Genomic DNA, 20,926 nt, shown 5'->3' with positions numbered 1-20,926 from the left:
GCGCAGGTTGTTCAACCCGTGCAAGGATGCCGCCGTTTCTCGTTAAAAATCAACCGATGTCACGCGGGAGTCAGTTCAGGTTTGGCCCCAACCAGCGCTCGGCCTCTGCCAGCGTCATCCCCTTGCGAACGGCGTAATCTTCCACCTGATCTTGCTGGATCTGCGCCACTGCGAAGTATTTGCTCTCGGGATGAGAGAAGTACCAGCCGGACACCGCCGCCCCCGGCCACATGGCGTAGGATTCGGTGAGCTGCATGCCAATGGCCTGCTCGACATCCAGCAACTCCCAGATGCTCCCCTTCTCGGTGTGCTCCGGGCAGGCCGGATAACCGGGGGCCGGGCGGATACCCTGATAGTTCTCGCGGATCAGCTCCTCGTTGCTGAGGGCCTCGTCGGGAGCATAACCCCAATGAACCTTGCGCACCTGCTCGTGCAGATACTCGGCAAAGGCTTCGGCCAGACGGTCGCACACCGCCTGAATAAGGATGGCGTTGTAGTCGTCGTGCTGCGCCTTGTAGGCCTTGGCGATGGCCTCCTCACCGATGCCGCCGGTCACTGCAAATGCGCCGATCCAGTCGGGCTTGCCGCTCTCTTTCGGCGCCACATAGTCCGCCAGACAGTAGTTGGGGAAGCCCTGCTTCTCGCTCTGCTGGCGCAGGTGGTGCAACACCTTGATGACCTCGGTGCGGGACTCGTCGCAGTAGACCTCGATGCTGTCCCCTACCGCGTTGGCCGGGAACAGGCCGATCACCCCGGCGCAGCGCACACTCTGATCCTTTTCCAGTTGATCCAGCATGGCGTTGGCGTCGGCAAACAGCTTGGTCGCCTCCTCGCCAATGATCTCGTCCTCGAGGATGCGCGGATACTTGCCCGCCAGCTCCCAGCTGAGGAAGAACGGCGTCCAGTCGATGTAGGGGCGCAGCACCGAAATGGCCACATCTTCGAACTTCTGCACCCCGAGCTCACGGGGCTTGGGCGGCTGGTAGCCAACCCAATCCAGCTGGTGCCGGTTGGCGCGGGCATGGGCCAGACTGACCGGGCGGGAGCGCGGCTGCTTGCGGGCATGCTGATCCCGGGCGATCTCGTACTCCTTGTCGATGCGGGCGACAAACGCCTCCTTGAGATCCGGGCTGAGCAGGCTCTGGGCCACCCCCACCGCGCGGGAGGCATTGGAGACATAGACCACAGGCTCCGAGTAGTTCTGCTCGATCTTCACCGCAGTGTGGGCCTTGGAGGTGGTGGCACCGCCGATCAGCAGCGGCAGCTTGAAGCCCTGACGCTCCATCTCTTTGGCCACGTGCACCATCTCGTCCAGGGACGGGGTGATGAGACCCGACAACCCGATGATATCGGCGCCGACCTCACGCGCAGTCTTGAGAATGGTCTCGCAGGAGACCATTACCCCGAGGTCGACAATCTCGAAGTTGTTGCACTGCAGCACCACCCCGACGATGTTCTTGCCGATGTCGTGCACATCCCCTTTCACGGTCGCCAGCACGATTTTGCCATTGCTGGAGCCACCCGACTTTTCCGCCTCGATATAGGGCTGCAGATAGGCCACCGCCCGCTTCATCACCCGCGCCGATTTCACCACCTGCGGCAGGAACATCTTGCCCGCGCCGAACAGGTCGCCGACCACGTTCATGCCATCCATCAACGGCCCTTCGATGACGTGCAGCGGCTTCTCGGCGCCAGCGCGTGCCTCTTCGGTATCCTCTTCGATAAAGTCGGTGATCCCCTTGACCAGTGCGTGCTCCAGCCGCTTGCCTACCGGCCAGCTGCGCCACTCCTGATCCCGCGGATCCTCAGCCTGGGCACCGGCACCGCGATACTTCTCGGCGATGGCCAGCAGCTCTTCGGTGGCATTGTCATTGAGGTTGAGCACCACCGCCTCGACCTTCTCTTTCAGCTCCGCCGGAATGTCTTCATAGATGGCGAGCTGACCGGCGTTGACGATCCCCATGTCCATGCCGTTCTTGATGGCGTGGTAGAGGAAGACGGCGTGAATGGCTTCGCGCACCGGCTCGTTGCCGCGAAACGAAAACGAGACGTTGGAGACGCCGCCGGAGATCATGGCGTGGGGCAGGTGCGTCTTGATGTCCTTCACCGCCTCGATAAAGTCCACCGCGTAGTTGTTGTGCTCATCGATGCCGGTCGCTACCGCGAAGATATTGGGGTCGAAGATGATGTCTTCCGGCGGGAAACCGACCTGATCCACCAGGAGCCGGTAGGCCCGCTGGCAGATCTCGAACTTGCGGGCACGGGTATCCGCCTGCCCCGCCTCATCGAACGCCATCACGATGACGGCTGCGCCGTAGCGGCGCAGCAGTTTCGCCTGCTGGATAAACTTCTCCTCCCCCTCTTTCATGGAGATGGAGTTGACCACCGGCTTGCCCTGCACGCACTTGAGGCCCGCTTCCAGCACCTCCCACTTGGAGGAGTCGATCATCACAGGCACCCGGGCGATATCCGGCTCACCGGCGATGAGGTTCAGGAAGCGCACCATGGCCGCTTCGGCGTCCAGCATCCCCTCGTCCATGTTGATGTCGATGATCTGGGCGCCGTTCTCTACTTGCTGCTTGGCAACATCGAGGGCCTCGTCGTAGAGCCCTTCCTTGATCAGCCGCTTGAACTTGGCCGAACCGGTGACGTTGGTGCGCTCCCCCACGTTCACGAACATGGATTCAGGGGTGATGATCAGCGGCTCGAGGCCCGACAGGCGGCAGGCCACCGGCAGCTCGGGCAGCACGCGCGGCTTGATGCCCGCCACGGCGTCCGCCATGGCGCGAATATGGGTCGGGGTGGTGCCGCAGCAACCGCCGACCATGTTGAGGAAGCCGCTCTGGGCCCACTCGCGGATATGCTCAGCCATCTCGACGGCATCGAGGTCGTACTCGCCAAACGCATTGGGCAGGCCCGCGTTGGGATGGGCGCTGACATGGGTCTCGCTGATGCGCGACAGCTCCTCCACATACTGGCGAAGCTCGTCCGGCCCCAACGCACAGTTGAGGCCAAACGATACCGGTTTGACGTGGCGCAGCGAGTGGTAGAAGGCTTCGGTGGTCTGGCCGGAGAGGGTTCGGCCTGAGGCATCGGTAATGGTGCCGGAGATCATCACCGGCAGGCTGTAGCCCAGCGCCTCGAACACCCCTTCCACCGCGAAGGCGGCAGCCTTGGCGTTGAGGGTGTCGAAGATGGTCTCGATCAGGATGATGTCGGCGCCGCCCTCGATCAGGGCGTGGGTCGATTCGGTGTAGGCAGCCACCAGCTGGTCATAGGTGACGTTGCGCTTGCCGGGATCGTTCACATCCGGCGAGATGGAGGCAGTGCGGTTGGTGGGGCCCAACACCCCTGCCACGAAGCGCGGCTTGGCGGGATCTTTTGCCGTCCACTCGTCCGCCACGGTGCGGGCCAGACGGGCGGCTTCACGGTTGATCTCGGCGGAAAACTCTTCCATCTCGTAATCGGCCATGGCGATGCGAGTGGCGTTGAAGGTGTTGGTCTCGAGAATGTCGGCCCCGGCAGCGCAATACTGCTCGTGGATCTCGCGGATCACCGCCGGACGAGTCAGCACCAGCAGGTCGTTGTTGCCCTTGATGTCGGTATGCCAGTCGGCAAACCGCTCACCCCGATAATCCGCCTCCCCCAGCTTGTAGCCCTGGATCATGGTGCCCATGGCCCCGTCGATGATCAGGATCCGCTCCCTGAGGCAGGCTTCCAGCTTCTTTGTTACGTCCGACTGCTTGCTCGGCTCTCTGCTCGACATTACGTTCGACACCGCGTGTTCCTCTTACATCCATGCAACTGCGTAAACAGCATCCTAACAGCAAACAAATAAAATGGAAATCTAGCCGTCTATCAGTCCAAATACGCCACCATATACTCATTTATGGGTAATGAGTAACATAGGGCCCGAGAGTAACCTATGCCCGTCCTGCATAGGGATACGTGCTTGCTGTCTACCAACGAGAAAAAAATAACTATGAGCGTCTACTACACACTCTGTTTTCTGGCAGCGTTGGCGATTTTTATCGCCTTTGCCAACCAGTATGTTGTGAAGATCCAGACCACCATCGCCATTACTGCGGGCTCCATGCTGATCTCCGCACTGCTGGTGCTGTTTGGCAAACTGGGCTGGTTCAATCTGGAACCTCTTGCCGTCAAGACCATGGAGAGCATCGACTTCCAGAACTTCCTGCTGAAGGGGATTCTGGGCTTCCTGCTGTTCGCCGGTGGCCTCGGCATCAACCTCAAGGCGCTGCGTAGCCAGAAGTGGGAGATCACCATTCTGGCCATCATTGCCACCCTGCTCTCCACCTTCCTCATCGGCTACGGCTTCTGGTTTATCGCCAAGCTGCTGGGCTGGGAGTTGCCGCTGGTCTACTGCATGCTGTTCGGCGCGCTGATCTCCCCCACTGACCCGATTGCCGTACTGGCCATCGTCAAGAAGATGAAGGCGCCACCCCAGATCGCCATCCAGATCGAAGGGGAATCCCTGTTCAACGACGGTGTTGGCCTCGTCATCTTCGCTACCGTGTTTGCCGTCGCCTTTGGTGGTGTCGAGCCCACCTTCGGTAGCGTGGCCGGTCTGTTCCTGCACGAGGCCCTCGGCGGCATTCTGTTCGGCGCCGTGCTGGGCCTTATCGCCCACGTGATGATCAGCGCCACCGATGACGGTTCATTGGAGCTGCTGCTGACCCTCTGCATCCCGACCGCCGGTTTTGCCTTTGCCAACATGATCGGCGTCTCCGGCGCACTGGCCATGGTGGTCACCGGCATCATGATCGGCAACTGGACCCGTCACTCCGGCTTCTCCGAGCAGAGCAGCCATCACCTGGATCACTTCTGGGAGTTGATGGACCAGTTCCTCAACGCCCTGCTGTTCCTGCTGATCGGTCTGGCGCTGGTACTGCTGGATCTCGCCTGGCGTGACTGGATCCTGCTGGTCATTGCGGTGCCGCTCTGCCTGGGCGCCCGCTTTATCAGCGTGTCGCTGCCCTATGTGGCTTTCCGCCGATTCCGCAATTACAACACCTTCTCGGTGCGGATCCTCACCTGGGGTGGCCTGCGCGGTGGTCTGGCCATGGCGATGGCACTGGCACTCCCCTCCGGCGTAATGATGATCCCGGAACACGGCGTCGACCTGCGTCAGGTCATCCTGGTGATGACCTACTCGGTGGTGATGTTCTCCATCGTGGTGCAAGGCATGACCATCACCCCGATGATCACGGCTGCCAAGAAGGCCTGTGGCGACTACTGAGTCGGCCCACTGTGCTGATTGCAGAATGAGAGAGGGCTCCCGTCGGGAGCCCTCTTTTTATGGCGGATAGTTGCGAATATTTGCTGCTGATAGCACCTTGATTACACAGAGGAAAAGCATACTGGCTTCAACATCGGCAAATTATTGTTTGCTTTTTATTCATTTCGAGGAGAGAATGCGCGTCGGCTAGTTAATCAGCCTGTTTATGTTTGCCCTGCAATGCTTCACCTCACGATGAATCCTGTCAGTACCCGCATAACCTTCTTCTGATTTACTCGCCTTGAGAACCGTCAGGCTGTCTGCCTGCGTTGCCCGGCTCTCACGGTGCAGACCCGATCTGCCCACCCAATTTGATTTATGCATCAGCATATTCCTTGAAAGTGCAGACGCCCCTTAACCGGGCTGGGTATTCCTGCGCGCTTGTCGTTCACCCAATCGACCGCGCCCATTGACCTGACATTTGCCAATACAAGGAGCAAACACCTAATTTATATAGAGAAATACCATGATGAAAGCAGTACAAACACACAAGCCCCTGCGTCGTAGCAAGCCCATCAACCTGCCTGTGCAAGAGCACGACAATGATGCGTTTCTGATCCAGTTCAGCACCCGCTTCAGCGGCGGTTTCGCCATCTCCTGTGATGGTATCGCTGGCGAGTTCTCCATCGAAGACCTCAACTGATCCTGCCTGCCCTCCGGCAGCGCCCGATGCAGACAGGCCGCAACTCACGGCGGCCTCTTTGCTTCTCTCACGCCTTTCGCCAGACCCGGCCTCTTGCTTGTCACTCAGCCTGACAGCCACCTCGCCATTCGCTTTCCCGCTCTCTGACCTTGATCACTGCTCCAGCAGCAGGCACTCATCGGCATCTTCGCTCAACTTGACCAGTCGACTGCGCACCAACCCCAGCTTGGCCAACAGGCCGATGGAACGCTCGTTGCCCGGAGTGACGATGGCAACTACCTGCCCGATCCCCAACCGGCTTTTGCCATCGGCAAGGGCGGCCTGCGCCGCTTCAATGGCGTAGCCCTGACCGCGATATTGCGGCAGGAAGGCATAACCGATATCGACCTGCTCCAGGGTATCGCGCTTGATCAAACCGCAGATACCGAGGCTGACACCGTCCTCTTTGCGCTCCACCAGATAGAGCCCGTGACCATAACGGGCATAGCTAACCGCCGGCCCCTGCTGGATATACTCCTGCGCCTGCTCCAAAGTGCGAATGCCCCGATCACCGATGTAGCGATAAAAGTCGCCGTCATTGAGCAGCTCAAGGATGAAGGGGGCATCGGTGGCGATCATTTCGCGCAGGATCAGGCGGGAGGAGGCAATCATGGCAAGGACTCTCAAACGGAAAGTGAAGGGCAAAGAGTGCCCCGTCACTCCCGGGCTGGCAAGTCTGTGGCACCATCGGCCATGAAAAAGGGGCCGCGTTGGCCCCTGATGAGATGGGATAAACGGGCTCAGGCAGCCAGTAACCCGGCGTAGCCATTACCCTGCTCGCGCAGTGCAGTGAACTGAGCTGCGCAATCGGCCCAACTCAGCCCCAGTGCATCAGCCACCTTGTGGGGCCACTCGGGGGGCGCCTCTTCCCCCACATCAGATTGCGCAGCCAGCACGATCGCCAGATGGATCAACCCGGCCTCGGCGGAAAATACCTTGGCCAGCATGGGATTGTAGTGATACTCCACCGCATTGCTGATGGTATCGGGAAACTTCCAGTAACGAGCCATGGCCGCCCCGACCTGGGCATAGTTGAAGCCAACCACCAGCTCTTCTGCCTTGGCCCGCCCCTTGTGCAGCTCCAGATCGTGAATGTGGTGGACAGTGTTTTCAGGCAGCCCCACGTGCATCACCAGCCGGCCAAGATCGTGCAGCAGAGCGCAGGTAAAAACCTCATCTCCCTTCATCCCTTTCTTCACCGCCAGACGGCGGGCCAGCTCCGCCACGTTGAACACGCTGCCCCAGAAATGTTTGAGGTCAATACCGGGCACCGCAGTGACCGATTCGGTGAGCCCGCAGGCCAGCACCATGTTGCGCACCATCGCCAACCCCAGCCGCACCGCGGCTTCATTGACGGTGCCGATCTGACGACTGCTGCCGAATTTGGCCGAGTTGGCCAGCCGCAGCAACTTGGCGGAGATGACAGGGTCCTTGTTGATCAACTTGCTGATCTTGAGCAGATCCGGATCCTTTTCATTGAAGGTCTGGATCAAATCGCGCATCACTTCCGGGATCTGGGGCAGTAGCTTGGGCTCGGCCAGCAGGGAATCTATCGTGGGCATAGGCGTGTCCATCCATGTTATCTGTGTTCCAACCTGTTTGCCTTGGCAAACTCCTCCTAATTATGGGTAACAAATGGCCTCCCCATCGGATTGTTTATTCGCAGGCCGTTCAATGTGTTAGCCCCATTCAGGCTATACTGGCCGCCACATTCACTGTTGCGGATATCCCATGAACGACACTCAGGAATTTTTTGACGAAGACGCGCTGCTGGAGATGGTGGAGAACCAGCTCAACGACGGTCACCCGCCCCACGTGAAAGCTACCTTGATGAGACTGGTGATGAAGGGCACCCCGCGGGAAGAGGCGCTGCAATATATCGCCTGCGCCCTCGGTGCCGAGCTGATGGCGATGGAGGCTGATCAGGGCCCCTTCAATCTGACCCGTTACGGCGAGTTCCTCGACAGCCTGCCCGAGATGCCGTGGGCAGACGACTGACCCGAGCTGGATGACGGATGCAAAAAGGGCGGGTGCCAATGGCCCCGCCCTTTTGCATGGATCCGCTCCGGATCAGAACTGGGAGTTGATGATCACCTCTTCCCCCAGCGCCCCTGCCAACGGCAGTGGCCGATAGCTGGAGTTGGCGGCCCGCAGCAGACGAATGCCGCGAATGCCGACCTCCTGCGCCGCCTTGATATCCCCATCGGCGTCGCCGTAGAAGAGCTTCATCTGCTTATCCTTGAGCCACTGCACCTTGGTGTTCTGGCCCGGCTGATCACCGGCAAAGATCACCGGATTGAGCTGGTCGGCCGGAATATTCATGGTCTGCTGCAGGGTCTGGCTCACGGTTTCGGTCTTGGTGGCCGAGCGGCCGGTGACGAAATAGATGTGGTCACCGCGCTTGAGATGCATGGCGATGAGCGCCTTGCCCACCTCTTTCGGCATGCTGAATGCATCCCAGCCATTGTTCATCTTCTCCCAGAAGGCGGGGTTCTTCAGATAGCTCTCGTCGTTGGGCGAGAACTCCTGTTTGCCGCGATAGAAGCCCGGGCTGGAGAAGAGCAGGGTATCGTCGATATCAAACCCGACCGCCATCGGCGGCAGGCCATCCAGACTCTTGGCAATCTGCTCCACCGACACCCAGTGGATCGGCGCCTGCTGGGCCAAGGTGACGGTGGTGACACCGGCAGGGATTGGCTGAACGGTAGCGGCTTGACCCGCCACAGCAGGCAGAGAGAGGGCGGCAGCCAGCAAGGAGGCAAGCAGCGCCGGACGAGAGAAATGTTTCATAAGGCAGGTTGTCATCTTGAATCAAAAGAGGGGGCCAATAGTGCCCCCATCCCGCCCCTCAAATCTGTGAATACTCCTGCAAAAGGGAGCATTTGACGCCCGATAATTAATCCTTGATTGGCAGCAAATCGGTAAAGACAAAGCCATCACGCAGCACTGTCTCGCCGACCCGAATGCCGAGCGGACGGGAGAACATGGGGCCATCATAGGCCAGGGTGTGAAACTCGCCGTTCTCGCCACATGGGTCAACGCCCTCCGGCAACGCCGCCAGCAGTGCCTCGTCAAACTCATGGCCCCCCAGCGCACCATCCAGCTTTTTCGGATCCAGGGTGCTGATCTTCGCCTTCAACCCCACCGTCATCATCTGCTGCGCCAGCTCCCTGGTGTTGCTGCCCCAGAGCGGGAAGAGCGGCTCGATGCCGGTACCGGCCAACTGTTTCTCCCGGTAGGCGCGCACATCCTCGAGGAACAAGTCGCCAAAGGCCATATGGCGGATCCCCTGTGCCACCACATCAGCGATAAAGCCGGTCATGATGCGGGCGTAATCCTCGTTGCTGCAGGGCCAGGGCAGATCGATGGTGGTGAGGGGCAGCCCGACGCAGGCGGCCTGCTCGGTCAACAGCTGCTTGCGCACCCCGTGCATCGCCACCCGCTCGAATGCCTGATTGAGGGTGGTAAACAGCCCCACCACCTCGATGGCGGGATCTTGCCGCAACTGATGCAGTGCCCATGCGCAATCCTTGCCGCTGCTCCAGGAGAGCAGTACCCGTTTCTTTTCCATCATTCCTCCGCCAGCGGGGCATTCAGATTGCCCCAAAAAGATGCAAGACAGTGTTGCGAATTGCGCGATTTACACACAAGAGGCAGGCAGCATACTCTCGATCACCTGTATATGCCCCTTGCACGGGGTGACAATAACTAAAAAAACCGATGGGAAACATACGGATATGACCACAAGCACACAACAACACGATCACGCCCGCCCCCTCAATCGACAGGATTACAAAACCCTGAGTCTGGCTGCCCTCGGCGGTGCGCTGGAGTTTTACGACTTCATCATCTTCGTCTTCTTCGCCGTGGTCATCGGCGAGCTGTTCTTTCCGGCCGACATTCCTGAGTGGCTGCGCCAGTTCCAGACCTTCGGCATCTTCGCCGCCGGTTATCTGGCCCGCCCGCTTGGCGGCATCATCATGGCCCACTTTGGCGATCTCATCGGTCGCAAGCGGATGTTCACCCTCAGCATCATCATGATGGCGCTGCCGACCCTGTTGATCGGTCTGTTGCCGACTTATGCGGTACTCGGCATCGGCGCCCCCATCGCCCTGCTGGGACTGCGGATCCTGCAAGGCGCCGCCATCGGCGGTGAAGTGCCGGGCGCATGGGTGTTTGTCGCCGAGCACGTCCCTGCCCGTCGGGTCGGGGTCGCCTGCGGCACGCTCACGGCGGGATTGACGGCCGGCATCCTGCTCGGCTCCCTCATCGCGACTGCGGTCAACAAGAACCTGACCCCGGCCGAAGTGAGCGAGTGGGGCTGGCGAGTGCCCTTCCTGCTCGGTGGTATCTTCGGCATCGTCGCCATGTACCTGCGTCGCTGGTTGCACGAGACCCCGGTCTTCGCCGAGATGAAGGCCAACAAGACCCTGGCTGACGAACTGCCCCTCAAGTCGGTGCTGCGCAACCACAAGAGCAGCGTGGTGGTCTCCATGCTGCTCACCTGGCTGCTCTCCGCCGGTATCGTGGTGGTGATCCTGATGACCCCCACCTATCTGCAGAAGGTTTATGGCATCAGCCCGGCCGACGCCCTGACCGCCAACTCGCTGGCGATCGTTGCCCTGACCCTCGGCTGCATTGTCTATGGTCGACTGATCGACCTGCTGGGCAGCGGTCTCACCTTCATGTTCGGCTCCCTGCTGCTGGCTGGCTCCAGCTACGCCTTCTATCACGGTCTGGCGGCCGGTACGAGCCAGCTGGTGCCGCTCTACATGCTGGCGGGCTTTGCGGTCGGGATTGTCGGTGCCGTGCCTTACGTGATGGTCAACGCCTTCCCACCGGTGGTGCGCTTCTCCGGTCTGTCGTTCTCCTACAACGTGGCCTACGCCATCTTCGGCGGCCTCACCCCGATGGCGGTAACCCTCTGGATGAAGAGCGACATGCTTGCCCCCTCCCACTATGTGGTGAGTCTGTCGGTGCTGGGTTTTGCCATCGGCCTCTGGCTCTGGTTCCAGCAACGGGCCATCCGACAACAGCAAGCGCCGCAAGCGGCCTGACCCGAACAACAAGCCCCGGTAACTGCCGGGGCTTTTTTGTACTGCTTATGTTCAGTTTCGCCAGCATAAGATAGCCTCCCTCTTGAGTCAGGTGACCACCTGGATCAAGGTATTTCCATTCATCCCTGCTACCCGAGGCTCAACATGTTCTTTCAGGTCGTATTTCTCGCCTTGCTGGCGCTGCTGCCCATGGTCAATCCCCCCACCACAGCCACCCTGTTGCTGGGGCTGAGCAAGGGGATGTCGCGCGAACACGTGCGCCGTCAGGTCAATATGGCGGCCATCTATCTGTTCTGCACCCTCTGCATCACCTTCTTTATCGGATCTTCGATTCTGGATCTGTTCGGGATCTCCATCCCAGGTTTGCGCCTGGCCGGGGGGCTCATCATCGGCTTTATCGGCTTTCGCATGCTGTTCCCCGCCCCCAGCCAGCAGAGCGGGGTCGATATCAACCAGAGCATCGCCTTCGTACCACTCACCATGCCCAGCATGTGCGGGCCGGGCACCATGGCGCTGGTAATAAGCGGGGCAGCCCAGATTGCCGAGCTGCCTGACGAGTACAACCGCCTCACTATCTATGGCGCCATGGTCACTGCATTTGCCCTGATGAGCCTGATCAGCTGGGGAGTATTGAAGCTGGCGGATCCGGTCTGCAAGATCCTTGGCGCCACCGGCATCGATGCCATGACCCGCATCATGGGCTTCCTGCTGGTCTGCATGGGTATGCAGTTTTGCATAAACGGCATCAAGGAAGTGGCACAGGATCCGGTCTTCCACGGCGGCCAGGCCATGCAAACCGCACCGGCGCTACCGCAGGCTTCCGGCACGTTTGATCAGTTGCCGCAAAAGCCCGCCAGCTCTGATTGAAAACGGTATCAAAAAGTCCCTGACGATCTGCACTGATCTTGTTCCTGATCATGTTACTGACACAAAAATGGGTTAGTTTGTTTTTTATACAGACTTTATTCAGACGGACGCTGATAGGTTTGTTGATGAATACCCACTCAACTTCAGGAGAGTATGCAGATGGACAAGATGCTGACCGAAATAGGGAGCCATAGCCTGTTTCACGAGTACCTGAACGTGGTTGGGATTGCGAGCCCATCCCTCGCCAAGATTGAGCAACACTGGGAATATAAAAAGCGGGAGCAGCTGGTCGCCAAAATCCAGATCGATAAGCAGGGCAATGCCCGTTACTTCATCGATGCTCGCGCCATATCCATCAACTGATACCGAATAACCAGCCAGCCCCGGTCCACTGACCGGGGCTTTTTGTAATCTGAGCTCCCATACTCCCCGACCCGCTGCATCGCTGTTGTTGCACGAAAATCCTGTCTGTTTTTTGTACAGCACTCATTCAGCTCGACATGGCTATCTTGTATCTGCCCCCCTTGTTCCAGAAGAGTGCCCATATGACCAAGATGCTGACCGAAATCGGCAGTCATAGCCTGTTTCACGAATACCTGAATGTGCTCGGCATAGCCAATCCAGCCCTTGCCAACATAGAACAACTGTGGGAACACCGGCAGCAAGAGAGGCTGCTCGCCAAAATCCAGATCGACAAACAGGGCAAGGCCCGTTACTTCATCGACGCCCGCGCCATCTCGGTCAATTAACACCGATGATTCTGCAAGCCCCGGCCTACTGACCGGGGCTTTTTGTTGCATGCCCATCAAGCAGGCTAGCCAATCCCCCTGTCATCTTCGCTCTTGTACCTGTACGCCTCTTCAGGAATTTTAATTACAAAAAACAAAAATTAACGGAATAATTAATTATGCGATAGTGATCTCATAATAAAAATCAAAAATCGAGCATGATAGCCAGCATCAAGAAAGATGATGTACGCCGGGGATGGCGACGACCTGAAGTAGAGGAAGCGATGACCATTGACCTATCAAGCATGATTACTGAAACCCGCAATCCAGCCAGCATCGAGATCGATCAGCTCCCGACGCTGGATATGCTGCGGATCATCAATCAAGAAGATCAACACGTAGCAGTGGCTGTAGGCCAACTGCTACCCGAGATCGCCAAGGCGGTCGATGCTATTGCTGCGGCATTTGGCAAAGGCGGCCGCTTGATCTACATCGGGGCAGGCACCTCCGGGCGCCTCGGCATTCTGGACGCCAGCGAATGCCCACCCACCTACGGTGTCTCTGCCGAACGGGTCATCGGCCTGATTGCCGGGGGCCACAAGGCCATACTGCAGGCGGTGGAGAATGCCGAAGACGATGCAGAACTCGGTGCCAACGATCTTAAAAACATCCACTTCAGTGCCCACGACGTGCTGGTGGGCATCGCAGCCAGCGGGCGAACCCCCTATGTGCTGGGCGCCATGCAGTATGCCAGGAGCCTGGGTGCCACAGTGTGCAGCATCAGCTGCAACCCGGGCAGCCCGCTCGCCAAAGCGGCCGACATAAGCATGGTCGCCGTGGTCGGACCCGAGATAGTGACCGGCTCCTCCCGCATGAAAGCGGGCACAGCCCAGAAGCTGATCCTCAATATGCTCTCGACCGGTGCCATGATCCGCACCGGCAAGGTCTACGGCAATCTGATGGTAGATGTGGAGGCGACCAACGCCAAACTGGTGGAACGCCAGAAGCGCATCGTCATGGAAGCAACCGAATGTGACCGTGGCACGGCCGAGCAGGCTCTTGCCGCCGCAGATAGCCACTGCAAGACCGCCATCGTAATGATCCTGGCCAATATCTCCGCCAGCGAAGCACGAGAGCGGCTGAAAAGCAGCGGCGGCTTTATCAGCAAATGCACAGATTAATCGGCCGACCGCACATTGGCCGCGCCAGCAATGGCGACAGGATAACAACATAAGCGGGGGCATCCGCCCCCTCACATCAGACTGACCGGGTTCTTTATGGCAAAAATAACTGATTCCATGATTGGCCAGATCATCCAGGCCATCGGCGGCCGGGATAACATCACCAACTGTGGCCACTGCATGACCCGCTTGCGGCTGAGCCTGGCGGACAGCCTGCATGCCGATCGCGATACTATCAAACGGATCGCCGGGGTGATGGGGGTGATTGAAAGCGACAACCAGTTCCAGATCGTGCTTGGTCCGGGCAAAGCCCAGACCGCCTGCGAAATGATGAACGGTATGCTGAGTACGGACGCTGGCATCCTCACCGCCCCCCGCCCGCAACCTGCGGATCTTGGCGACATCGCCGCCGCCAACAAGCAGGCGCTGAAGCAGAAGCAGAGCAGTGCGGCGCACCGCTTCCTGGCCAAGTTTGCCACCATTTTCACTCCGCTGATCCCCGGTTTTATCGCTGCGGGTCTGCTGCTCGGCTGTGCCACCCTGATCGAACAGACCCTGTTGCTGGAAGAACAGCAGACAGGTGGCATGCTGGCCGAATTCGTCGGCTACATGAAGCTCTTCAGCAAGGGACTGTTCAGCTTCCTCAGCATCCTGATCGGCTACAACGCCCAGAAGGCGTTTGGTGGCTCCGGCGTCAACGGTGCCATCATCGCCTCTCTGTTTGTCATGGGTTATGACCCTCAGGCCAGCAGCGGCATCTACTCCGGTATCACCGACTTCTTCGGGCATCAGATCGATCCCCGCGGCAACATCATCGGCGTGCTGATCGCCTGCATCATCGGCGCCTCGGTTGAGCGCCAGGTTCGCCGCTACATGCCGGACAGTCTGGATATGATCCTCACTTCCTGCATCACCCTGCTGATCATGGGAGCTGTCACCTTTATCCTGATCATGCCCCTCGGCGTGCAACTCTATAACGGCATGTCCTGGCTCTTCATCAACCTCAATGGCAACCCGTTCGGTACCGCTATTCTGGCTGGCCTGTTCCTCATCTCGGTGATGTTTGGCATCCACCAGGGGTTCGTTCCCGTCTACTTTGCGCTGATGGATGCCCAAGGCTTCAACTCCCTGTTTCCTATCCTGGCGCTGGCCGGTGCCGGACAGGTAGGCGCAGCGCTGGCGCTCTACAGCCGGGCAGGCAAGGATTCCCTACTGCGCACTCAGGTGAAGGGCACCATCATTCCAGGCATTCTGGGTGTCGGTGAGCCGCTCATCTACGGCGTCACCCTGCCGCGGGTCAAACCCTTTATCACCGCCTGCTGCGGTGGTTCGCTGGGCGGCTTCGTGGTTGGCCTGATCTCCTGGCTGGGTCTGCCGGTCGGCCTCAACACCGTCTTTGGACCATCCGGTATCGTCGCCCTGCCGCTGATGACCTCCGCCCAGGGGATCTTCCCCGGCATGATGGTCTATGCGGTCGGCCTCGCCGTTGCCTACCTCGGCGGCTACCTCTTCACCCTGATGTTCGGCTGCAAGAACGTCGATCTGAGTTAATCCCTCCTCCGGATTTCTAGCCAAGGTCTGGCCCCGAGCAATCGGGGTCATGGCCAAACTCATCCCGGCTCTGGCACAGAGCCCGTACAGGAACGATAAAAAATGAAAAAATCCATGCTTGCTCTGATTCTTCCCGCGCTGCTCGGCACAGGTTCCGCTCATGCGGCCGTCATCTATCAGGCTGACGATGGCTCCAACGTCGACCTCTACGGTCGTCTTGGCTTCAATATTTCCGACAAGAAGAGCGGCAATGATCAGGGTGACTTCGATGGCCGTATCGGCTTTACCGCCCGTCAGACCGTCAATGACGATGTCGCAGTGATCGGCATGGCGCAATATCAGGTCAATGCAGCCGAATACGCCAACAACGTGCAGAAGAACAGCAGCGATCTCACTGCCCGTTACGTCTGGGCCGGGATCGACGGTGGCCAGTGGGGCAAGGTGACCGGCGGGCGCGTCTCTTCCGGCCTCATCATGTTCACCGATATTGGCGATGTGTTTGCGGCCTCTGATGTCTCCATGGCTCGTCAGGCCAGCAAGGTGGACTCCACCGCCGTGCAGGTGTTCCGTCAGGATGGCACCCTGCAGTACCAGAACACCCTCGGCAATCTGGATCTCTCGCTCGCCTACATCCTCGGCAACAGCACTTCGGATCTCGATTACGGCTACAACGGTGCCCTGCGCTACACCTTCGATCTGGGCAGTGCCGGCAAACTGGCTCCGGTCGTGGCGTATCAGCAGACCAAAGCCGCCCAGAGCAGTGGCAGCAAGGTCGATCCCAATGCCGATGAGTATCGCTTCGCCGGGATTGGTACCCGCTACTATCTCGGCCCTCTGATGTTGGGTGCCCTCTATAGCAAGGATCAGGTGACCTATCGCGACGGCCGTGCCGACAGTGAAGACAAGGTGTGGGAACTGACCGCTGTGTATGACATCAACCAGAAGTGGGGGGCCCGCGCAGGCTATCGTCACCTCGTCAACGAGGGTGGCGACCAGATGGCACTGCGCGATACTACGCTGGAGCTGCAATACAAGCTCACCCCGCGATCTTCCCTCTACAGCGCCTATGTGATCCGCAATGGTGAAGATGGTCTGGCTGGTAGCACCATCACCAGCTTTGGTGGCAGCAGCAACAGCGAGAGCTTCTACCACCTCGGCCTGCGCTACGAATTCTGATCTGGTTGCCGGCCTGCGGGCCGGCTCCTTTATGGAGTCTTATGATGGCACGATCCTCCCTGCTCTCTCCCCTACTATTATCCCCCCTGTTTGCCCTGCTGCTCAGCGTACCGGCCACGGCCGCCCGACTGGAGCTGGCCGATACCCTCACCCTGCTCGCCTCGCCACAGGGCAAACCCTCGGCCTTCACCCGGACCATTGAGCTCCCGGCGGGAGAGTCCCGACTGCTGGTGCGCTTTGACAGCCCAAGTGACCCTCGATCCACCAACGAGAGCCCGGGACGCGTGACCTCAGCTCCTCTGCTGGTCACCCTTACAGCACCAGCACAAGGGACGCTGCAACTGACCACCCCGGTGCTGACCAGCCCCTCGGCTATCCGCCAGTTTGCCGCCAGCCCGACCCTGCTGCTGAGTGACGACAAGGGCATATCACAGCCGCTGACACTACAAGCCCTGCCACGCAGCCAGGATGGTCTGGGCACCGATTACCAGGCCCTGCTGGCGAGCCATACACCAACAGCAAGTCCGCCCCCCATTTTCGCAACACAAGCCGCAACTACCATTCATACCGCTTCGGCACTTACGCCGGAGCAGGCGGATGCCACCCTGCGGGAACTCTATCTGGCGGCCGATGCCAAGCGGCGTAAAGCCTTTATCCGCTGGGCCCTTGACCTCTAGCAGACAACAAAAAACCACCTGTTCAGGTGGTTTTTTGTTGTACGGATGATACAGAGGCAGAGCCGACCTCACTCCTTGTTGAGTCGGTCGATGGCATCCCGGGTACCGTCAATCAGTGCCCAGGCTCGCTCGTCTCTGCGCTGCACCAGGCCGAGGAACAGGATGTCGGTAATGGTGTTCTGGGCGGTACGTGAGGAGATGGAAGAGATACGCAACTCGTTCTCCTCCGCCACCGTATCCAGCACCATGTCGGCCATCTGGCGCAACTGGGTTTGCCGGAACGAAGTCACGGCAATCAGGGTGGCACCATTGCGCTTGGCCAGCTCGGCCGCTGCCAGCACATCACGGCTGGCGCCAGAATAGGAGATGACCAGTTGCACATCACCCGGCCCCAGGGTCTGGGCGATGGAGATCTGCACATGGCTATCCTGGGCAAACAGGGTAGTTACGCCGATCTTGAGCAACTTGTACCAGAGATCCTTGGCAGTCAGTGCCGAACCGCCAATCCCCACCAGCTGCACCCGCCCGGCGCCATCTATGGTATCGAGTACCTGCTTCAGCAGAGCACTGTCGAGGGCCTGAGTGGTCTCGACGATGGAGTTGATCTTCTCCTGCGCCAGCTTCTTGGCCATGGTCTCCAGATCATCGTCCCGCCCGATGCCATTGTAGAGATCACCGACATTGTCGGTCTTGATGGCATGCTTGCGCCCCAGATCCTCGCTAACCGCCAGCTTGAAGGCGGTGAAGCCCTTGAACCCGATCTTCTGGGTGAACTTCACTATGCTCGACTGGCTCACCTCCGCCTGCTGGGCCAGCTCCTGGGAGGAGAAGCGAGTCACCTGCTCCGGGCAGGAGAGGATGTAATCGGCAATCTTGAGCTCGCTAGGAGAGAGCTGGCTCCGGATATTGGATATTTTCGACAGGGTAAGCATGATTTCTCTCTGTTCTTGTGCTGCGTCGAGGCTTACTGGGTGCCACCCACGGTGAGTTGATCCAGTTTAAGGGTGGGCTGGCCGACACCGACCGGCACGCTCTGCCCCTCCTTGCCGCAGATGCCGACCCCGCGATCCAGCGCCAGGTCGCTCCCCACCATGGAGACCTGGCTCATCGCCTCGGGGCCGTTGCCGATCAGGGTCGCCCCCTTGATGGGGGCAGTGATCTTGCCATCCTCGATGAGGTAAGCCTCGGAGGCGGAGAAGACAAACTTGCCGGAGGTGATGTCCACCTGACCGCCACCGAAGTTGGGGGCATAGATGCCCTTCTTCACCGAGGCGATGATCTCGGCCGGATCGTACTGACCCGCCAACATGTAGGTGTTGGTCATGCGCGGCATCGGCATGGCAGCGTAGGATTCGCGGCGCCCGTTGCCGGTGAGTGGCACACCCATCAGGCGGGCGTTCTGCTTGTCTTGCAGATAGCCCTTGAGGATACCGTTCTCGATCAGCACGTTGTAGCCACCCGGCGTCCCCTCGTCATCTATGCTGACGGAGCCACGCCGACCCGGCAGGGTGCCGTCATCGACGATGGTGCAGTGCTTGGAGGCCACCTGCTCGCCGATGCGACCGGCAAATGCGGAAGAGCCCTTGCGGTTGAAATCGCCCTCCAGACCGTGACCCACCGCCTCATGCAGCAGCACACCAGGCCAGCCGGCACCCAGCACCACCGGCATGGTGCCGGCTGGCGCGTCGATGGCTTCCAGATTGACCAGCGCCTGACGCACCGCTTCACGCACATAGCCAAAAGCGCGGCTCTCCAGCCCGTCCAGTTCGAGGAACCAGTCGTAACCAAAGCGGCCACCGCCACCGGCACTGCCACGCTCGCGGCGATCCCCCTTCTCGGCGATCACGGTCACCGACAGCCGCACCAGCGGACGCACATCAGCGACCAGGGTGCCGTCGGTGGCGGCCACCAGCACCTCTTCGTAGACGCCGCTGATGGAGGCCATCACCTGATTGATGGCGGGATCCAGACTTCTGGCGAACTTGTCCATCTGCTCCAGTAGGGCGATCTTCTGGTGCTTGTCGAGGGTCTGCAGCGGATCCATGGCCGGATAGAGCAGGTTCGCTTCGGTGCGAGTCCACGCCTTCACCTTGCCGTGAGCACCAGCTGCGGCGATGCCGCGAGCGGCAGTCACCGACTGTTGCAGCGCCAGCAGGCTCAGCTCGTCCGAGTAGGCGAAACCGGTCTTCTCGCCGCTGACGGCGCGCACCCCGACCCCCTGATCGATGTTGTAGCTGCCATCCTTGACGATGCCATCTTCCAGCATCCAGGACTCGTGCCAGCTGCGCTGGAAATAGAGATCGCCGAACTCCACCTGATGGCTCATCAGGCTGCAGAGCAGCTGCTGCAGGCGCCCTTCGTCGAGGTCGTTCGGGGCCAACAGGGAGGCACTAACCTGGCTCAATAGACTCAATCTTCTTCTCCACTCTCGTAACGAGCTGTTTTAAATCGTCTTGCCGACGGGTTGGCAACAAGCCACACCATCACAACAAACGGGCATGCTCCAGCACGGGCAAACGGTTGCGTTTCAATTTTTCACCACACCATCAGAGCAAACGGGCGTGTTGCAGCACTGGCATGGTGCGTTTCAATTCGTCGATAAGCCCGGGCTCCATCTTCGCCAATACGGTGCCGCGCCCGGACTCTTTGCTGGCCAGCACCCGGCCCCAGGGGTCGATCACCATGCTGTGGCCCCAGGTCTGGCGCCCCGTTTCGTGAGTGCCGCCCTGATTGGCCGCGACTACGTAGCACTGGTTTTCGATGGCGCGAGCCCGCAGCAGCGGCTCCCAGTGCGCCTCGCCTGTCACGGCGGTAAAGGCGGCAGGCACCAGCAGCACACGAGCTCCAACTCGGGCCAACTGGCGGTAGAGCTCGGGAAAGCGCAAATCATAACAGATCGAGAGGCCGAGGGGACCAAACGGGGAGTCCACCAGCACAGGTGCATCCCCCGGGCTGAAGGTCTCCGACTCCCGATAGCGGCCGTGATTGTCCGCCACATCCACGTCGAACAGGTGGATCTTGTGGTAGTGGCCCCTGAGCTCACCGCTTGGGTCAAACACCAGCGAGCTTGTGTGGATATGGTCGGAACCTTCGATGGTGGTCGGCACAGCCCCGGCCACCAGCCAGATGCCGTAATCTCGTGCCCATTCGGCCAGCTGCTGCTGGATCGGGCCCTCACCTATGGTCTCGACCCCATCCAGATAACCCTGCCGCTCGCCAAACAGGGCAAAGTTCTCCGGCAACAGCACCAGCAGCGGCCGCTCTTTGGGCAAGGCGGCCAGCTCGGCGGCGATCTGCTCCCGGTTATCCTGCCAGTGACGGCCAGATACCAGCTGTATTGCGGCTAACCACATGACTCTCTCCTTGTCGCTTGGGCCATCAGATGGTGACCGCATCACCCGCCTGCAGGGTGTAATCCAGCACTATGATGCGCGCCAGCACCGGGCGAAAGATGGCCTTGAGGGCAGCGTGATCAGGATGGGGCATATAGCGCTGGCGGGCAGCCTCGTCGGCAAAGGTCATCAGCACGGTGTGGGTAAAACCGTCATCCCTCCCCTCCGGGCTGTCATTCTCACCCCACTCCACAGCAGTCACACCGCTGACCTGATGCGGAATGGCGAGAAAGGCGGTACGCACCGCATCTATCTGGGCAGGCTTGGTGTCCGGCTTGAAGGCGATCAGCAGGATATGTCGGATCATGGCTCACTC

20 protein-coding genes are annotated in these 20,926 nt (G+C 59.8%); 11 read left to right on the top strand and 9 right to left on the bottom strand.

The window, feature by feature from the left end; genetic code table 11:
* Nucleotides 1-70: 70 nt before the first annotated feature.
* Nucleotides 71-3,766, bottom strand: a complete 3,696-nt coding sequence (gene metH, locus G5149_RS08410; protein ID WP_421212259.1) for a methionine synthase — start codon at nucleotides 3,764-3,766, stop codon at nucleotides 71-73.
* 216 nt (nucleotides 3,767-3,982) lie between these two features.
* Here metH and G5149_RS08405 point away from each other — a divergent pair, with 216 nt between their 5' ends.
* On the top strand, nucleotides 3,983-5,260 hold the full coding sequence (locus G5149_RS08405) for a cation:proton antiporter (RefSeq protein ID WP_021231596.1): 1,278 nt from the start codon (nucleotides 3,983-3,985) through the stop codon (nucleotides 5,258-5,260).
* A 505-nt stretch (nucleotides 5,261-5,765) separates the two neighbouring features.
* Nucleotides 5,766-5,942, top strand: a complete 177-nt coding sequence (locus tag G5149_RS08400) for a hypothetical protein (protein ID WP_005340085.1) — start codon at nucleotides 5,766-5,768, stop codon at nucleotides 5,940-5,942.
* Between the two features lie 153 nt (nucleotides 5,943-6,095).
* Here the strand turns inward: G5149_RS08400 and G5149_RS08395 are convergent, their stop codons facing one another.
* Both G5149_RS08395 and G5149_RS08390 read right to left on the bottom strand, forming a co-directional pair.
* Entirely contained in the window at nucleotides 6,096-6,593 is a 498-nt protein-coding gene (locus G5149_RS08395) for a GNAT family N-acetyltransferase (RefSeq protein WP_042081371.1), read from the bottom strand.
* Between the two features lie 128 nt (nucleotides 6,594-6,721).
* Nucleotides 6,722-7,543 (bottom strand): HDOD domain-containing protein, encoded by an 822-nt coding sequence (locus G5149_RS08390; RefSeq protein ID WP_337073132.1) that lies wholly within the window; start codon nucleotides 7,541-7,543, stop codon nucleotides 6,722-6,724.
* Nucleotides 7,544-7,712: 169 nt separating this feature from the next.
* On the opposite strand from G5149_RS08390, the gene G5149_RS08385 reads away from it, so the two are divergent.
* Nucleotides 7,713-7,979, top strand: a complete 267-nt coding sequence (locus tag G5149_RS08385) for a hypothetical protein (protein ID WP_005348674.1) — start codon at nucleotides 7,713-7,715, stop codon at nucleotides 7,977-7,979.
* Nucleotides 7,980-8,051: 72 nt separating this feature from the next.
* Here the strand turns inward: G5149_RS08385 and aphA are convergent, their stop codons facing one another.
* Together aphA and G5149_RS08375 are read right to left on the bottom strand one after the other, a co-directional pair.
* A complete protein-coding gene (aphA, locus tag G5149_RS08380) occupies nucleotides 8,052-8,771 on the bottom strand; it encodes an acid phosphatase AphA (protein ID WP_005348672.1) in 720 nt (239 codons plus the stop codon).
* Nucleotides 8,772-8,877: 106 nt separating this feature from the next.
* Nucleotides 8,878-9,552, bottom strand: a complete 675-nt coding sequence (locus tag G5149_RS08375) for an adenine nucleotide alpha hydrolase (protein ID WP_216951666.1) — start codon at nucleotides 9,550-9,552, stop codon at nucleotides 8,878-8,880.
* A gap of 166 nt (nucleotides 9,553-9,718) precedes the next feature.
* Between G5149_RS08375 and G5149_RS08370 the strand changes: the two genes are divergently transcribed.
* From G5149_RS08370 to G5149_RS08335, 8 genes are all read left to right on the top strand, one after another.
* Entirely contained in the window at nucleotides 9,719-11,038 is a 1,320-nt protein-coding gene (locus tag G5149_RS08370; protein ID WP_421212234.1) for an MFS transporter, read from the top strand.
* Nucleotides 11,039-11,182: 144 nt separating this feature from the next.
* Nucleotides 11,183-11,905, top strand: a complete 723-nt coding sequence (locus G5149_RS08365) for a MarC family NAAT transporter (protein ID WP_216979609.1) — start codon at nucleotides 11,183-11,185, stop codon at nucleotides 11,903-11,905.
* A gap of 159 nt (nucleotides 11,906-12,064) precedes the next feature.
* Nucleotides 12,065-12,268: a hypothetical protein gene (locus G5149_RS08360; protein WP_005342922.1), complete on the top strand. Its 204-nt coding sequence runs from the start codon at nucleotides 12,065-12,067 to the stop codon at nucleotides 12,266-12,268.
* 182 nt (nucleotides 12,269-12,450) lie between these two features.
* Nucleotides 12,451-12,654 (top strand): hypothetical protein, encoded by a 204-nt coding sequence (locus G5149_RS08355; protein WP_041209699.1) that lies wholly within the window; start codon nucleotides 12,451-12,453, stop codon nucleotides 12,652-12,654.
* Between the two features lie 263 nt (nucleotides 12,655-12,917).
* Nucleotides 12,918-13,814, top strand: a complete 897-nt coding sequence (gene murQ, locus G5149_RS08350; protein ID WP_216979610.1) for an N-acetylmuramic acid 6-phosphate etherase — start codon at nucleotides 12,918-12,920, stop codon at nucleotides 13,812-13,814.
* Between the two features lie 96 nt (nucleotides 13,815-13,910).
* Complete coding sequence (gene murP, locus G5149_RS08345) at nucleotides 13,911-15,365, top strand: PTS N-acetylmuramic acid transporter subunit IIBC (RefSeq protein WP_421212233.1); 1,455 nt, start codon at nucleotides 13,911-13,913, stop codon at nucleotides 15,363-15,365.
* A gap of 102 nt (nucleotides 15,366-15,467) precedes the next feature.
* On the top strand, nucleotides 15,468-16,541 hold the full coding sequence (locus G5149_RS08340) for a porin (protein WP_337073126.1): 1,074 nt from the start codon (nucleotides 15,468-15,470) through the stop codon (nucleotides 16,539-16,541).
* Nucleotides 16,542-16,582: 41 nt separating this feature from the next.
* Nucleotides 16,583-17,218 (top strand): DUF2057 domain-containing protein, encoded by a 636-nt coding sequence (locus G5149_RS08335; RefSeq protein WP_421212232.1) that lies wholly within the window; start codon nucleotides 16,583-16,585, stop codon nucleotides 17,216-17,218.
* A 68-nt stretch (nucleotides 17,219-17,286) separates the two neighbouring features.
* On the opposite strand, the gene G5149_RS08330 is transcribed toward G5149_RS08335, so the two are convergent.
* The 4 genes from G5149_RS08330 to G5149_RS08315 form a co-directional block, all read right to left on the bottom strand.
* Nucleotides 17,287-18,150, bottom strand: a complete 864-nt coding sequence (locus G5149_RS08330; RefSeq protein ID WP_005342915.1) for an SIS domain-containing protein — start codon at nucleotides 18,148-18,150, stop codon at nucleotides 17,287-17,289.
* Nucleotides 18,151-18,182: 32 nt separating this feature from the next.
* Nucleotides 18,183-19,631, bottom strand: a complete 1,449-nt coding sequence (gene tldD / locus G5149_RS08325; RefSeq protein WP_421212231.1) for a metalloprotease TldD — start codon at nucleotides 19,629-19,631, stop codon at nucleotides 18,183-18,185.
* A gap of 133 nt (nucleotides 19,632-19,764) precedes the next feature.
* Nucleotides 19,765-20,571 carry a carbon-nitrogen hydrolase family protein gene (locus tag G5149_RS08320; protein WP_421212230.1) on the bottom strand — a complete coding sequence of 269 codons (807 nt, stop codon included), beginning with the start codon at nucleotides 20,569-20,571 and terminating at the stop codon, nucleotides 19,765-19,767.
* Nucleotides 20,572-20,596: 25 nt separating this feature from the next.
* On the bottom strand, nucleotides 20,597-20,917 hold the full coding sequence (locus tag G5149_RS08315) for a Dabb family protein (RefSeq protein WP_337073122.1): 321 nt from the start codon (nucleotides 20,915-20,917) through the stop codon (nucleotides 20,597-20,599).
* Nucleotides 20,918-20,926: the final 9 nt, after the last annotated feature.

Source organism: Aeromonas sp. 600479 (assembly GCF_049175515.1).
GTDB classification, from domain to species: domain Bacteria; phylum Pseudomonadota; class Gammaproteobacteria; order Enterobacterales; family Aeromonadaceae; genus Aeromonas; species Aeromonas veronii_A.
This window is presented reverse-complemented; position numbering and strand designations above follow the sequence as displayed.